Raw genomic sequence first — 15,418 nt, forward strand, 5'->3', positions numbered from 1 at the left:
GATTCATTCCATTATAACAGGGGGGGATGTCCATAACATAACAAACCCCAGCTAGGGACTTTTTTTATTAAGTCCACTAACTGGGGTATAGTTCACAAGTACTTGAGACGACCTTTTTTTAATCAATGTTAAACCCTCTAGACAGATTTATGTTAAAAGCATACATGTCTGACCGATAGATAGCGTCTTCATACTCAACAAATTGTTCGTTAACATCAATGATTTTCCTTTGTGTATGGAGAACACATAATTTATTGGAAAGGTTCATAAGCTGAGCATCTTCGGGATTGATAATGCTGGCAGTAATGCTCTGATCAGCATCAAATGATTTCACACCTAATTGTTCTTCCATTAAGTGATAAAATGATTCTTTATTTAAATCAAATTTAACTAATTTCTTACCTAACTCTACAGGATAATAATGAGATTCAATCCCTAGTGGTAAATGATTAGCATAGCGTAACCGTTTGAAATAATAAGCTTCTTCTAAACCTGTTTTTCGTCTTAATTCTGAATCTAGTTTTACAATTCTAGATTCAATTAGTTTAGCTCCAGGAACCATGCCCATCATTTCAATTGTTTCATTTGTGCTTCGCAAATTACCTAACCAGTCGTTAATAGGCTTAATTTTAACAAAGGTTCCCATTCCTCTTCTGCGTTCAAGGACGCCCGCTTTTACTAACTGCGAAATGGCTTGTCTAACCGTGCTTCGACTAACATAATATTCATCCATTAATTCACGTTCACTAGGGATTTTCTCGTTATATTTCCCATTATAGATTTTCTCTTCAATTTCCTTGAATAGTTGATAATGTAAAGGGATAGAATTTATATAATTTAATGCCATGTGATCACCCGTATTTTTTAAGTTATTAATGTTAATACTTTTTGAAAAAATTTTAACATTTAATCGATTGGATTGATAGCACGGTATGATTATGATAATTCTCGTGCATTGTCTTAAATATAGTGAAGATCAGATAGTAATTAAGCTAAAAGTTAATTGATAAATGCTGATAATTAACTCTTAAATATCAGGGAAAATAATCATATCCTTTTACAGACATATATAGTCATATCGAAACGGTTAAGTGTACGTCGGTATGAAGCCTAATCCTTATATTTGGCTCTGTGTCTTGTAATGGTACACATCATAATATATTCTTAATGAACCCTTAGTTGACATTAACGTAGTCACATATGATTATTAAGCTTTATGTATTGAATCTATCCAAGTGAATCTTCTAATTAACATAGAGAAGTAATATTATTTTAAGTGGGATGCAGTTTATGCCTTTTAGATTAAGGGTAGATTATTTAATGTGGATAAATCAAAAAATAAAAGGTTGAATAGAATGATTGTTAAGATGTTCAATCATTCAATTTTATTATAGAAAGCAGGGTTAGTATGCAAGGGACGCCAGTATTAGTGACTAACTCATTAGATGTTAATAGAGGTGGTATGACTAAAGCTGTGTTATTAAGGGCGAATAAATTGGCCGATCATTATGATCAAGTCTATATCTTGACCTTCACGTATCAGCAACGTTATCACCAAATTATTAATGAACTGTATAATAATAATGAACTAGACCCTAGAGTTAAAGTTTTAAACATGTTTGAGGATTTAAAACCTAAAAAGAAATTTAAATTATTTAATAAAATAAGTAATAAGCACGATAAAGGGTTATTAAGGATAAAAGATAAAGAAAAGAGCAAACCCACTTATAGGTATTATAGAAATGGTATTTATGTTAAATACGAGCGATATGATGATCAAAACATACTTAATTTTATCGATAATATGAATGAATCCAGACATCGAGTCTCACGAGAAGAATATAATTCTTATGGGCAATTGGTTAGGAAAAGACATGTAGATCTTCATTCTAATAAACCGCGTTTAGATCGATATTTTGATGACAATGGTAAAGCTTATCTTACTATATGGGTAAATCCAGTTACTCAAGAAGGACAACGTACTGTCTTGATGAATGGTAAACCTAAAGAATTTAAAACACCTGGTGGACTAAAGAAGAATTGGTTAAAAAAGAAGACCAAACAAATTAACAACCCAATTCTTATACTAGATAATAAAAAACATTTCCAGAAAGCTTTAAAGATTGATAATTGTAAACGGATATTTGTTATCCATAATAGTCATTTACGGAAACCATATACAAATATAAATAAAGTAAAAAAGGTTTATCATGATTTATTTGAAAATCTCAATAAACAAGATCAAGTTGTTTTCTTAACTGAAAAGCAAAAAAATGATGCCGAGCAAATTTATGGAGAGAATAATAATTTTCATGTCATACCGCATCCAGTTAATCATTCCAATATGAATTATTTAGATGAAAAAGTGGAGTATGATCCTCATAGCGTAGTTGCTATAGCACGACTACATCCAGTAAAAAGAATGGACGAAGCCTTAAGAGCTTTTCGAAAAGTTGTAGATGAAATTCCTGATGCCAAGTTTATGATATATGGAAAAGGTGAACTAGAAGGCGAATTGAAGTCATTGATTAACGAATTAGGTTTAGATGAAAACGTATCATTGTGCGGATATACAAATAAACCATTGAAGGAATATCAAAAGGCTGCCTGTTCAATTCTGACTTCGGATTTTGAAGGATTTGGCTTAGTTGTACTAGAAAGCTTGTCTGTTGGCACACCGGTAGTCTCTTATAATACTAAGTATGGTCCAGATGATATTATTAGAGACGAAGTAGATGGGATGGTTGTTGAACAAGGAGATAAGGATGCTCTAGCTCAAGGAATCATTGAACTGATGACAGATAGTAGCAAACGTGAATTGTTTTCTGAAAATGCAAAAGAAGTTCACAGTAGATTTAGTGAAGAAAAATATATTAATGGTTGGATTAATTTAATAGACAGCTTTGACGAGTTTCAAAATAATGAGTAATAGTTCCTCCCCTTAAACACCTGGCTCTCATGTGAGCCGGGTGTTTTATAATAAACGTCAAAGTAAAGATGAAATTCCTGGGTTCTTATATACTGGTGTTCTATTTTTGTTATAATATTGTTAAAGCTACATTAAATGGGGGATGATTTAACGTTGAATTTCACAAGGGGAGTAACGATTAGGACAGTTTCTATTATATTACTATTATTAGTAATGTCGTCTGTTATGGTTGAGAATGTAATCAATGCAGATGAGCACGAATTTGAAGGGATAGCAATAGAGAATGATACAACGGTTTATCAAGAAAAAAATACAGAATCGTCAGTATTAAAAACATATCAAGATGGAACTATCTTAACTTTAACCGATAAAAATGATGATCAATGGTTTAATGCAACCGTTAAGGTAGATGGTGAGAATGAGCAAGGATTTATACATAAAGATCAAGTAGAACGAATTGAAGAAGATCAAAGTAATTCGTCTGGTTATGCAACAGAAGCAACTCAAGTTTATCAAAGTCCAACGACAAATGCTGATGTGTGGAAGAGTTATGCTAAAGGGAATCTATTATACTATAAAACATTTTCCGAGTCTTGGTATGAAGCAGTTGTCATTATTGATGGTGAACAAAAAACGGGTTATATTTCGAAATCTCAAATAGAGGAACCTATTCAAGACCAAGAATCTTTAACGGGATATGCTTCGAAGGAACCAACACCTATCTTTGCAAAGCCAAGTTTAGATAGTAAGGCGATTAAGTCCTATGAAAAAGGACATTATCTTTACTATAAAACTTACTTATCCAATTGGTATGAAGCGATCGTCTATGTAAACGGAGAACGTAAAACGGGGTATATTCACAAGGATCATATTGAATATCCTGTTGATGAATCTGTTAATTTATCAGGCGTAGCGACTTTAAACCCGACTAATGTATACACAGATCCGAAAAGAGGTTCATCTATTTTGAAAGATTATGATGCAGGTTCGGTTCTTTATTATGAAACTTTTTTAGATGATTGGTATCAAGCAATTGTTTTTGTTGATGGAGAACGTGAGACAGGTTATATAGCTAAAAGTGATGTACAAGAACCTGTGGAGAATCCAGAGAGTTTATCTGGAGTTGCGACAAAGGATCGTACAAAAGTTTATGCGAGTGCAAATGATAATTCAGACGTCTTAAAGGATTATGCTAAAGGGTCGGTACTTTATTATGAGACATTTTTAGACGATTGGTATCAAGCAATTGTCTATGTAGGTGGTGAGCGCCTAACGGGTTATATTGCCAAAAGTGATGTACAACAGCCTGTAGAAAACCCTGAAGAGTTATCAGGGATTGCTACGAAAGAACGCACCAATGTATACGAAAGTGCTAATAGTAGTTCAGATGTGTTGAAAGACTATGCTGCTGGTTCAACTTTGTATTACAAGACATTTATCGATGGTTGGTACAAAGCGATAGTTTATGTAAATGGAGAAAAAAGAACGGGTTATATCAATAGTAATGATGTAGAACAACCAGTTGAGAATCCTGAAGATCTATCAGGTGTTGCATTAGAAAGTCAGACTAATATTTATGATAAACCAAATGACAATGCATCTGTTTTGAAGGACTATAAAGCAGGATCTATTTTGTACTATCAAACATTTATCGACGGTTGGTATAAAGCGATTGTTTATTTAAATGGCGAAAAACATACAGGGTATATTAATAACAACGATGTTGAAGAACCTACTAATGATCCCCAAAGCTTAACGGGAATTGGAATGAAACATCATACTCACGTTTATGATACACCTAATCGAGACAGCAAGAAGTTAAAGTCTTATGACCAAGGACATCAATTGTATTATGAAACTTTTATTGATGGTTGGTATGAAGCGATTGTATACGTAGGTGGAGAACGTCAAACTGGCTATATTCATCAGAGTGATGTCGAACAACCTGTACAAAACCAAACTAGTTTGACAGGGTATGCATATGATATTGAGGCACATGTATATGCTTCACCTAGTAAACATTCTAAAGAACTAAAAGACTATTCAGAAGGGAAACTATTATACTATAAAACTTATTTAGAAGATTGGTATGAAGCTGTAGTTTTCGTTGATGGAGAGCGTCGCACAGGTTATATTCCGAAAAATGAAGTGATTGATTCGAATGCTGAGCAAGAAACCTTGGAAGGTGTAGCTATTCGTGACCGTGTTCATGTATATTCAGAGGCTAGTCGTCATTCCAATGAGTTAAAAGGATATAACTTTGGATCACAATTAATGTTTAAATCCTTTACGGAAAACTGGTATGAAGCGGTCTTTTTTGTTGATGGAGAGCGTCACACAGGGTATATTCATAAAAATGATGTTAGCTTAGATGGTTTAAGTGTAGATCCAATTGTAAACCCCCATACTGAATATACGTATAACCAAATGGAAAGTGATATTTATCAATTGGCTGACCAATATCCTGGCTTAGTGGATTATGAAGTGATTGGTCAATCAGTTGATGGGCGAAACCTTTATGCAATAAGGGTAGGTAATGGCGATGCAAAAGTCACCATTAATGCTGCTCACCACGCACGTGAATGGATTACAACTAATTTAGTGATGGATCAAATTGATACTTATAGCCAAGCCTTTGTTAAAGGTGAAACAATTGATGGCTATGATGTTAGAGAAGTATTAAATAAAGCTTCTATTTATTATGTGCCAATGGTCAATCCAGATGGTGTTTCATTGGTTCAAAAAGGAGCTAGTGCTGTCGATAATTCAGATTATGTCGTTGCATTAAATGATGGTAGTAGAGATTTCTCAGCTTGGAAGGCGAATGCTAATGGGGTAGACTTGAACAGACAATACCCTGCTGATTGGGGCACACTCAGTAATACGGAGCCATTCCCGGGTCCAGAGCGTTATAAAGGAACTGAACCATTATCTGAACCAGAGACAAGAGCATTAGCTGACTTTACGCTTAGTCACGATTTCAAAACTGCTGTCGCTTATCACTCAGCAGGTGAGATATTATACTGGGACTATAACACAAGTGGACAGTTATACGATGATACGCGTCGCATTGCAGAAATGATTAGTGGTAAGACTGGCTATTCATTATATGTACCATATAATTTGAATGGTGGAGGATATAAAGACTGGGTACTAGACTCACTTGGATATCCTGGCTACACTCCTGAAGTGTCACCATATGTAGGTGATCGACCAGTGCCATTAAGTAACTATAACCGAATCTGGAATCAAAATGATTCTATTGGTTTGATGCTAGCTGAGGAAGCTTATCAGAGATAATAGGAGAAGGATAAATAAAGCACTTAACCACTTTTAAATTAAAGTGGTTAAGTGCTTATTTTGTTGATGACTAAATAATTAATATGATTCGGTAGTGCTATTAGGCTCTTTATTATATTATAAGCTTTATTAAAATACACCTAATAACTTTTTCTTCTTCACTTCAATTGGAGGATCTGCAATCACCATTTCATTGGATGAAACAGCTCTAGCGTTCTCTTGGAATTGTTCCACTAAACCGTATCCATAACGTTTTTCAATGACTTCGAAAGCTTCCTTCATGAAGAAGCCGCGTGAATCAATATTATGTGCATCAGATGCGATGAAATGGACTAAATTAGCTTCAATTAACCTGAAACAGAGACTTTGAATCTTCTTGCCAAAATGTCCAGCCACGCTTCCAGCCGTGAGTTGACTAAAGGCTCCTCGTTTAATCATTCGATATAGAATGCTTGGGTGTTTGAATATAGCTGCATTTCGTTCGGGGTGAACAACAATTGGTAGATAACCATCTCGTTGTAAATCATAAAATGTGTATTTTGAATATTTAGGGACATGGCTTGTAGGGAACTCAATTAAAACATAGTTTGTGTTATCACCCAATGCAATAGCTGATTTTTTAGTTAAGTATTCATTAACCTCACCATTAATTCTGATTTCTTGTCCTGATTTAATAGTCAAATCGATTTGATGTTTATGAAGCTCTTGATTCAATATATGTACTTGCTCATTAATCGTTTGCGGAAGTGTTTCATAACGTCCATTTAAGTGATGGGGTGTTGCATAAATAGTAGTGATTCCTTGAGAAACTGCCATTTTGGCCATTTCTATACTATCATTTATATTTTGGGCGCCATCATCGACACCAGGTAGAATATGGCTATGAATATCAATCATCCACTCACTCCTTTCTACTATAATAAGCACTTTTTACTCAGTTTATAACTCTTCGACAAATTTAGCAACAGGATATAAATAAAAAGTCTTGCTCATACCATGAACAAGACTTTAGACCTAATATTAATAGTAGTAATATAAATTACTGCTTTTGGTTTCACGATCATTTAACACAACACCCAATATATTAGCGTGTGTTTGTTCTAATAAGTTTTTAGCACGAGCTGAAGTGTTTTTGTCAGTTACTTTACTTCGAACGACTAATAAAACACCATCTACATATTGAGATAAGACTTGTGAATCGGTTACAGCTAATACAGGTGGTGTGTCGAAAATCACTAAATCATACAACTTATTAGCGTGCTCAGCTAGTTGTGAAAAGGACTTTGATCCAATTAACTCAGCTGGATTAGGTGGTACAGGACCACAAGTTAATATTTCTAAATTTTCTACTTTCGTTTTTTGAACCACATTTTCTAATGAAAAGTCACCAACAAGTACATTGCTTAGCCCCATTGTATTACTCATACGAAACGTGTAATGAGCTGTTGGTTTACGCATATCAGAATCAACAAGTAATACTTTCTTCCCCTGCTGGGCAAAAGTAACAGCTAAGTTTGAAGCAGTTAAGCTCTTTCCTTCAGCTGGGTGAGAAGATGTGACGACGATCGATTTTAAATCCTGGTCAACTGCCGAAAACTGTAAATTCGTTCTAAGTGTTCTAAATTGCTCCGATATTGGTGACTTTGGTTGTTCGTGAGTAATAAGGCTTCGATGTTGCTGGGCTCGTTTCACGGTTGATTTACGCGCCAAATGGACCACCCTTTCTTGAACGATTTTGATTGCTTGGTTCATTTCCTTCGTCGAATTCAAATGTTGAGATTAACCCCATTGTTGGTAACCCTAAAGTATTTTCGATATCATCTTCGGTTTTAATAGTCGTATCTAAGTACTCAAGTATAAATGCAACTCCAACTCCAATCATGACACCTAAAACCATTGCTATTGCTAGATTAAGAGTTAAGTTAGGACTGATTGGAGAAGGATTTGTTTCGTGTACAGCTTCTGACAAGACACTAACATTATCGACGTTCATATATTCAGGAACTTTATCCATGAAAACTGAAACTGTAGTATTTGCTATATTAACAGCTTCCTCATGATCAGATCCTGTCACTGCAACGTTTACTACTTGTGAACTGTTAGCATTATTTACACTAATACGATTTGATAATGCTCCTGCTGATAAGTCTAATCCAAGCTCGTCTATGACATCAGTTAAAACAGCGGGGCTTTGAATGATTACATTATATGTATTTATTAACTCTACATTAGTTTGAATGTCACCTTGGGTAATTTGTTGATTTTGATTATTTTCAGATTGAGCAACGATAAACTGGGAATCTGCTTCATATTGTGGCGTCATAAAGAACATAGTTGCAATGATGCTGGCTAAAATAGCTAGTACTGTAATTAGAATGATCAATTTCAGCCGCTTTTTTAAAGTCTGCCATATTTCTTGTAATGATATTGTTTCTTCCATATATGGACCTCCGTAAGTTTAATAGTATTATTGATAAAGATTGAATTGGTTAAGAAATAGCGGATATTTAAGTGGTTATAAAGCTACGTTATTTTTGATAAACAGAAAAGATGCTAATCTTTAACAACTAAAGCATAATGAGGTAAAATTGTTATCTCTATGATTATAAATTAAATCGACATAGAATTGCAATTGTTTCATTTGGGGTTAGTTTGGCGAGAAAGATAGTTTGATGAACCTGATCATACCAGTATTTATCCTTCATTGAAACTTATCAAATGTTCATTTTATACGAATATTGTCGATAAAACATTTGAATCATGACATTTTACCCATAAGGGACACTCTTCTAAGTATATAAAATATATCAATAACTCGAAAGAAGACTTGCTATAGATGGAAACCATCGAAGATAATTGTTAAAGCTTAATTAGATTCAAATGGTATCGGAAATATCACCACTATATATAGTTTGAATTAGTATATATTGCGCTTCGGACTCAGTCGCCGATAAAATACACAAGGTCGCCGATATATATTAGCGAGCGCCGTTATATATGCTGAGGCGTCGATAAATTTCATATGGCGCTGATATATTTATTGAGGCGTTGATAAAATTTCTGAGGCGCTGAAACGATGAAAATATCGGCGACTATCTGCAATAATTCAACTTGTAGCAACTCTGTTTTGAGCATTCGCTGTTCTGTTTCGATTGATAAGTCATGTTGAAGGTAGAGTTGCGAGAGCATCGCGATTTCATTTAGATAAGATTAGAAATCAACCTAAAATAAGGCGCCATTCCTCCATTAGGAATGGCGCCTTATTGAATTAAAATTATTGAATAGACATTTCCATCTTTTACTCCGCCAAAGTCCCAGCTGCTTTCGCCTTAATCTTGGTTGCATTACCAGGTAAATAGGCGAGAGGGACGTCTTCAAAGTCGACGATTTCTAAATCATTTTCAGATGCACCAGCATTAATCGCTTCGTTCATCGCAAGTTGTTTAGCATGTTCTATGGTTGCTTCCCGGCCTAATTCGTCTAAGGCGAATACGCGTTCAATTTGACCACTTACTTGTGCAATGGCTGAACCGATTGCGTTGGCTACGCCGAAATTATTTGGACGATGAACAACAGAAGCGCCTTCTAACTCATCTGGTAATAAAATACTTCCACCGCCAACTAATATTACCGGAATGGGTTCGGCGCTTGTTTTCATTTTCTCGATGGCTACCTCGACATTTTCAACGAGTGTTCGATAAGCTTGATCAACAAAATCTTCACTTAAATTAGATAGATGTGAAGGTTCCCCTACTTGTGCAAGCCCTTTTGCTACAACGATATCAGTTGTTGTGACGGTATCACCACCAAATACTAGGGCCTTTTCTTGAAGTTGGTAGCCAACACTATCAGGCCCAAGCTTTATAGTACCGTCGCTATTTTCGCGGACGATCGTTCCACCGCCGATTCCAACTGATGTGATATCAGGCATTCTGAAGTTCGTTCTAACACCGCCGATTTCAACGGCGAGAGATGATTGACGTGGGAAAGAGCCCGTTAGAACGCCGATATCTGTTGTTGTGCCACCAACATCGATTACTAGCGCGTCTGATTGATTGGTTAAATACGATGCACCACGAATGCTGTTGGTCGGTCCGCAGGCAATGGTTAGAATTGGGTATTTTACAGTGTATTCTACGGACATTAAGGTACCATCATTTTGACCAAAGAAGACTTTGGCATCGACACCTTCTTTTTTGAGTGCATTAATGAAACCATCTGCTGTACTTCTTGCGACATTGACTACTGCAGCGTTAAGAATGGTGGCATTCTCACGTTCGAGTAAGCCAACACTTCCGATTTCGCTTGAAACTGATAGGGACACATCATCACCTAATACTTCCTGTAAAATGTTATATGCTTCATATTCATGTTCAGTTGAAACAGGTGAGAAAACAGAGGTGATGGCAACTGAATCGACCTTTCCTTTGAGGTCATGAGCGATTTCGTATATTTTCTCAGTATCTAATTCAGCAATGGTTCGACCATCAAATTCGTGTCCACCTCGGACGATATGCACGTGCTGTCCTAGTATATTTCTTAGATCATCTGGCACTCCGACTAATGGTTTAATGCCTAATGTCGCAGGAGCACCAATACGAATAACGCCAACATTATTGAGCCGTTTACGCTCTACAATGGCATTCGTACAGTGGGTTGTTCCAAGCATGGCATAGTTAATCTGATCTTTTGGAACGTTAGATGAATCGAGCACTTCTTTGACGGCATGATAAATCCCGGTGCTTACATCAGTGGTCGTTTGTTGTTTGGTTTCAGATATCACGTTGAATTCTTGGTCTAGTATGACAGCGTCTGTGTGAGTACCACCAACATCTATACCAATACGGTAATTATGCATCATGGTTTCCCTCCTGTTCGTTAAGTTGTTCAACGGGTGTATAATTCACATCGTATCCAAAATAACCTGGTCCAGCGGTTGCAATTCCTTGTTCAGTTCGCCATTTTTCATCGCACGGCATCCCGATGACAATGCAACGAGCTCCATATCGTAGTCCTTCAGTCGTTATGGGCATGCCTGTTTCGGCATCTAGGACAGCAATGAGGTCTGGTGTCACACAAAGCAATTCACCATCAGCAGTCGCCATTAAATGTTCGTTTTGGAAATTTAATTCAAGCTCTTTACCTTTATCATGATGAATTCCCTCTATGGTTGCAGTACCTCGAGCAAAGCCAGATTCTGTTTTACGATTAATATCTTTTACTTTGCCTTGGAATAGCTCATAACCATTCGTAAGTTCTAAAACAGAATCGACTGGATTATAGTTTTTCTCTTTGGCTTCACGAATGCTGCGACCGATGTTTTCTTCTAATGATAGTGAGTTGCGAATAGATGATGATTTCATTTGTTCACCTGTCATTGGATAGATCGCTAGCATGACTGATCCGCCCATTTCAATCGTGGCCCCACGCGCGAGTCGCTCCGCCCAAACACTATTAATTGTGTTTAAGACCATGCCATTGCCTTTCTCATCAGATAAAACCATTGGCGTTGCGCTTAAACCGTCTAAATAGAACGTCACCATTTGTAATTCCGGAAAAGCTCGGCCCATACCATCACTGTCGATAACTGGTAAGCCTTGGCGGGCAGCTAATGCAAAGGGGAGGAGGGAATTAACACCTCCTGCCTCTATGGGCATCGTTGCATAAATTTCAGTGGATAGATTCGATTTTAAAGATTCGAAAGCAGTAATTGCTTCTTCACCGCTAGGGATTTTTTCAACCATGACTGTAGGTGCCCCCATCATAGCTGAAGGGACGATGACAGCTTCATCGGGAACCTCTTCAGGATCTAATAATTTAATTGGGCCATGCTCTTCAATCGCTTGAAGAGCCATTAACTTTCCAATATACGGATCGCCACCACCGCCTGTTCCTAATAATGCAGCGCCAATAGCTATATCTTCTATTTCTTGCTTACCTAAATAACGCATGATTAACCTCCTTTAGTTTGTTGCAACTCTTGTTGTTTTAATTGATGTGAACTTTGTAACTGCTAACTGAAGTATAAACGCGACTAAAAAGGCGTCGAAGCCAGATGCTCCTGTTAAGGTAAATAAGCCAAAACCGTTCGGCTGAGGGGTTGTTAAAAATGCAAAGAATGCAGCTACAGCCCAGACGCTTACATTCGGTAGATTCACTTTTGGCATATAATCAAAGTTTTCAAAAGTATATTTTTCTTTGTTCAATAAATAATCAGCTACATAGACACCGCCAATAGGTGGAATTAGGGCACTTAGGAAATTTAAGAATGGAATGAAATTGTCATAAATACCACCAACAGCGAGTGAAGTCCCGATCACACCTGCAAAAATAGTTAGCACGAACTTAGGTGTATTCTTGAAGATCGCTGAAAAGCCAAGAGCTGATGAGTATAGATTGTTATCATTTGTTGTCCACTGCGCTAGAATTAAGACGAGTAAGGCAGCAGTTCCCCAACCTAGACTAAGCATAATGGCAACAATATCTGTTTCAGTCGTAAATTTTGCTAAAATCGCTGATGCGATTAGGACTAAACTAAAGCCAGCAAAGTAACCAACGAAGGAAGAAATCACAGCATCTTTAGTTGATCTAGCATAACGTGAAATATCCGGACCAATAATCGCACCAACTGCTAATGAACCAATAATCAAGGAGACAGCCACACCTGTTGATAATGGATCGCCAAACACATTATCAGATATTTGGTTGGCGTCTGAACTCATTCCAACGCGGATTAAAGACGCGATAATCAGAATCGCAAGTAGCGGAACAGCTATTAAGCTTAATTTTTCAATGGCTTTATAACCGATGACTGCAGTTGTTGTCATTAATATACCGCCAACGATTACAAGTACTTTAGGCGGAATGGAAACACCAAACGTGTTGTCAATAACATGAGCTAAGCTTGTTCCAAACAGGTCTAATTGAACACCAAACCAACCAAATAATGATAGTGCGATGACAACAGAAACAGCATATGCTCCGTATTGACCTAAGGCGAAGGTGGACACCATAGCTGTTGAAAGGTTCGTTTTCGCACCCACAACACTACAAAGTGCACTTAAACAAGCTAATAGAAAAGTGCCGATTAATGTGGCAATAATGGCTTGTGACATGGATAAGCCGCCCGCAAGTGTGCCACCAAGTACTATTGCAGATAATGCGACAATACCACCAAGCCAGACGATCGATAATTTAAACCAACCTTTTCGTTTGTGTTCTGGTACGGGCTCCCGTTCATAATCTTTAACTAAGTTCTTCTCAGCTATATCTGACATTGTCAGACCTCCTTTTATCTATTCAAATTTAAACTCTTCCAAAACTGTTGAAACAGTAAATCCATTCTTTGCGTCATGATCTCGACGTCATAACGCTGCATTTGCCAAAACAAACCATCCATCATACCTTGGAAAACAATTGCTAGTTCAGTAGAGTCATGTTCATCAATTTCTTGTGAATCAATGGCACGTTGGAAAATTTCTTGGAGCACTTCGTATTCATCATCTTCCATTTGTTTAAAACGAGCTTTAATGTCTTCTTCTAAAAACGCAGGAGGAGAGATCATTAATTGAATAAGAAATTTAGACTTCAAACGTTCTTGGTTCTGAAATTCGATGACAGATTTGAGAATGTTGAATAGTTGTTGTTTTGATGAAATATCTTGATTTAATTGCGATTTAACAGTGGTGCGATGGCCATCCAATAAGTCGTGATAGATTGTTAAAAAAAGATCTTCTTTACCCTCGAAAAACGCATAGACAGAAGGTGGCTTAATGCCAACTTCCTTAGCAATTTGTTTTATGGTCATCCCACGAAATCCTTCCTCAGCAAATAGGGATGTTGCAGCGACTTTAATTTGTTCTTTAGTAGTAGACATAAGACCTCCATGATTAAAATGAATGGTTACCTAACGAATATTAGTTAGGTTTTGACTAAAAAAATAATAAACCTCCTCTTTTATTCGAATTTTTTGATAACTCTTAATCGATTTAAAAAGTATCATAGCATTTGAATTGACTGAAAACAATAACTTTTTCGAAAAAAATTAATGTAAGCGATTTCTTGTTGTGGCGGGGGTTTGATAAACCTGAAATATTGATTAGGGAGGGCTGATATGGATTTCTGCAAAATTCAACAAATTCTTAAATAGTCTATCTTCCAATATAACAATATTTTGTATAAACTAGTAAAAAAGAGGTGTCAACATCTGTTTCAACAAGTGACGATAACAAGCCACCTTTAATCCTGTTAATACTAATAGTAGCTGCCAAGACTTATTGTGCTAACTGGAGAATTGGTAAAAACCAAACATTTCCTTCGCCGTTTTTATTCTTAGTTAAGTGTTATATATTAAGTGATGACAGTTAAACGATGCAGGTTATTTGTGATATTATCGATGAATAAAATTGGAGACAAAAAGTTTCATCACCTTCTTTTCGTCCAATTTCGTTCTACGTTCCTTCTCAATAAATATTTTATCAAGGTATTTAACCCTACTATTACTTGACCTCCAAAATAGTCTGTTTTCCAAAGTTTATTATTTTCCCGGTTCTGTTCCAATTTTTATTAATTAGATATATGTCGCGTTATTTTATTATTTTTTTTGAATATAGAGAACCAAATGTTTAATAACTAAACATTTGGAGAACCAGTGCTTTTTTTGATGATAATGGTGGTGAATTTGATTCAAGAGATAAAATTGAAACCTTTAGTTTATTTCGACGTCTAATATCTAAAGGAGGATGATTGAATGAGGAAAAACACGTTATCAGTTGTTTTATTTTTATCAATCATGATGGTAGCTTGTAGTAATCAAACAACAGAAAATGTTATTGATAATCCAACTCCTGAAGAAATATTAGAAGAAAATATGGATGCAGATATACTTGTTGTAAATGGCGTTGTATATAAAAATGCTGAGGAAATTGAATGGGTTAATGAGGAAGAATTAACGATAGGTGAAGAAGTTGGCGAAATCAAAAAGCAGACTAACAATATTGATGAGTTTGAAGATTACACAGCAAATAAATTGCCGGTTGGAACTAAGGTATACGAACCTGAAGAAAAAAGTAACATTTATATCGTCAAAACGAATGATAAGGAAGTGAGGTATTTAGGGTTGATAGAAGGATAAGCAAATTCTGATAAGGAATAAGCTCTCTATTTGACCACTCGATTGAAAAATAACGT

At 36.1% G+C, this 15,418-nt stretch carries 11 protein-coding genes; 3 read left to right on the top strand and 8 right to left on the bottom strand.

Annotated elements, in window-relative coordinates; all coding sequences use genetic code 11:
- Window positions 1-118: 118 nt before the first annotated feature.
- Window positions 119-847, bottom strand: a complete 729-nt coding sequence (locus tag J2S77_RS12050) for a GntR family transcriptional regulator (RefSeq protein WP_306977675.1) — start codon at window positions 845-847, stop codon at window positions 119-121.
- Window positions 848-1,408: 561 nt separating this feature from the next.
- On the opposite strand from J2S77_RS12050, the gene J2S77_RS12055 reads away from it, so the two are divergent.
- Together J2S77_RS12055 and J2S77_RS12060 are read left to right on the top strand one after the other, a co-directional pair.
- Window positions 1,409-2,929, top strand: coding sequence for a glycosyltransferase (locus tag J2S77_RS12055; protein WP_306977678.1), 1,521 nt, complete (start codon window positions 1,409-1,411; stop codon window positions 2,927-2,929).
- 153 nt (window positions 2,930-3,082) lie between these two features.
- On the top strand, window positions 3,083-6,229 hold the full coding sequence (locus J2S77_RS12060) for a M14 family metallopeptidase (protein WP_306977679.1): 3,147 nt from the start codon (window positions 3,083-3,085) through the stop codon (window positions 6,227-6,229).
- Between the two features lie 129 nt (window positions 6,230-6,358).
- Here the strand turns inward: J2S77_RS12060 and J2S77_RS12065 are convergent, their stop codons facing one another.
- The 7 genes from J2S77_RS12065 to J2S77_RS12095 all read right to left on the bottom strand — a co-directional run bounded on the left by J2S77_RS12065 (window position 6,359) and on the right by J2S77_RS12095 (window position 14,105).
- Window positions 6,359-7,126: a tyrosine-protein phosphatase gene (locus J2S77_RS12065; RefSeq protein ID WP_306977681.1), complete on the bottom strand. Its 768-nt coding sequence runs from the start codon at window positions 7,124-7,126 to the stop codon at window positions 6,359-6,361.
- A 123-nt stretch (window positions 7,127-7,249) separates the two neighbouring features.
- Window positions 7,250-7,939, bottom strand: coding sequence for a CpsD/CapB family tyrosine-protein kinase (locus tag J2S77_RS12070; protein WP_306977683.1), 690 nt, complete (start codon window positions 7,937-7,939; stop codon window positions 7,250-7,252).
- Window positions 7,929-8,669 (bottom strand): YveK family protein, encoded by a 741-nt coding sequence (locus J2S77_RS12075; protein WP_306977685.1) that lies wholly within the window; start codon window positions 8,667-8,669, stop codon window positions 7,929-7,931. The genes J2S77_RS12070 and J2S77_RS12075 overlap by 11 nt, the downstream gene beginning before the upstream one ends.
- Before the next feature lie 858 nt (window positions 8,670-9,527).
- A complete protein-coding gene (locus J2S77_RS12080; RefSeq protein WP_306977803.1) occupies window positions 9,528-11,087 on the bottom strand; it encodes a hydantoinase/oxoprolinase family protein in 1,560 nt (519 codons plus the stop codon).
- Entirely contained in the window at window positions 11,080-12,180 is a 1,101-nt protein-coding gene (locus J2S77_RS12085) for an S-methyl thiohydantoin desulfurase family protein (protein ID WP_306977687.1), read from the bottom strand. Before J2S77_RS12085 ends, J2S77_RS12080 begins: the two co-directional genes overlap by 8 nt.
- A gap of 12 nt (window positions 12,181-12,192) precedes the next feature.
- Complete coding sequence (locus J2S77_RS12090) at window positions 12,193-13,506, bottom strand: cytosine permease (RefSeq protein ID WP_306977690.1); 1,314 nt, start codon at window positions 13,504-13,506, stop codon at window positions 12,193-12,195.
- Between the two features lie 14 nt (window positions 13,507-13,520).
- Entirely contained in the window at window positions 13,521-14,105 is a 585-nt protein-coding gene (locus J2S77_RS12095) for a TetR/AcrR family transcriptional regulator (RefSeq protein WP_306977692.1), read from the bottom strand.
- An 873-nt stretch (window positions 14,106-14,978) separates the two neighbouring features.
- Here J2S77_RS12095 and J2S77_RS12100 point away from each other — a divergent pair.
- Window positions 14,979-15,362: a hypothetical protein gene (locus J2S77_RS12100; RefSeq protein WP_306977694.1), complete on the top strand. Its 384-nt coding sequence runs from the start codon at window positions 14,979-14,981 to the stop codon at window positions 15,360-15,362.
- Window positions 15,363-15,418: the final 56 nt, after the last annotated feature.

Source organism: Alkalibacillus salilacus, from assembly GCF_030812915.1.
Taxonomy (GTDB): domain Bacteria; phylum Bacillota; class Bacilli; order Bacillales; family Alkalibacillaceae; genus Alkalibacillus; species Alkalibacillus salilacus.

Coding starts and splice junctions, on each gene's coding strand:
- J2S77_RS12085 (WP_306977687.1), bottom strand. CDS start 12,180: ATGCGTTATTTAGGTAAGCAAGAAATAGAAGATATAGCTATTGGCGCT.
- J2S77_RS12075 (WP_306977685.1), bottom strand. CDS start 8,669: ATGGAAGAAACAATATCATTACAAGAAATATGGCAGACTTTAAAAAAG.
- J2S77_RS12095 (WP_306977692.1), bottom strand. CDS start 14,105: ATGTCTACTACTAAAGAACAAATTAAAGTCGCTGCAACATCCCTATTT.
- J2S77_RS12055 (WP_306977678.1), top strand. CDS start 1,409: ATGCAAGGGACGCCAGTATTAGTGACTAACTCATTAGATGTTAATAGA.
- J2S77_RS12065 (WP_306977681.1), bottom strand. CDS start 7,126: ATGATTGATATTCATAGCCATATTCTACCTGGTGTCGATGATGGCGCC.
- J2S77_RS12050 (WP_306977675.1), bottom strand. CDS start 847: ATGGCATTAAATTATATAAATTCTATCCCTTTACATTATCAACTATTC.
- J2S77_RS12080 (WP_306977803.1), bottom strand. CDS start 11,087: ATGCATAATTACCGTATTGGTATAGATGTTGGTGGTACTCACACAGAC.
- J2S77_RS12090 (WP_306977690.1), bottom strand. CDS start 13,506: ATGTCAGATATAGCTGAGAAGAACTTAGTTAAAGATTATGAACGGGAG.
- J2S77_RS12100 (WP_306977694.1), top strand. CDS start 14,979: ATGAGGAAAAACACGTTATCAGTTGTTTTATTTTTATCAATCATGATG.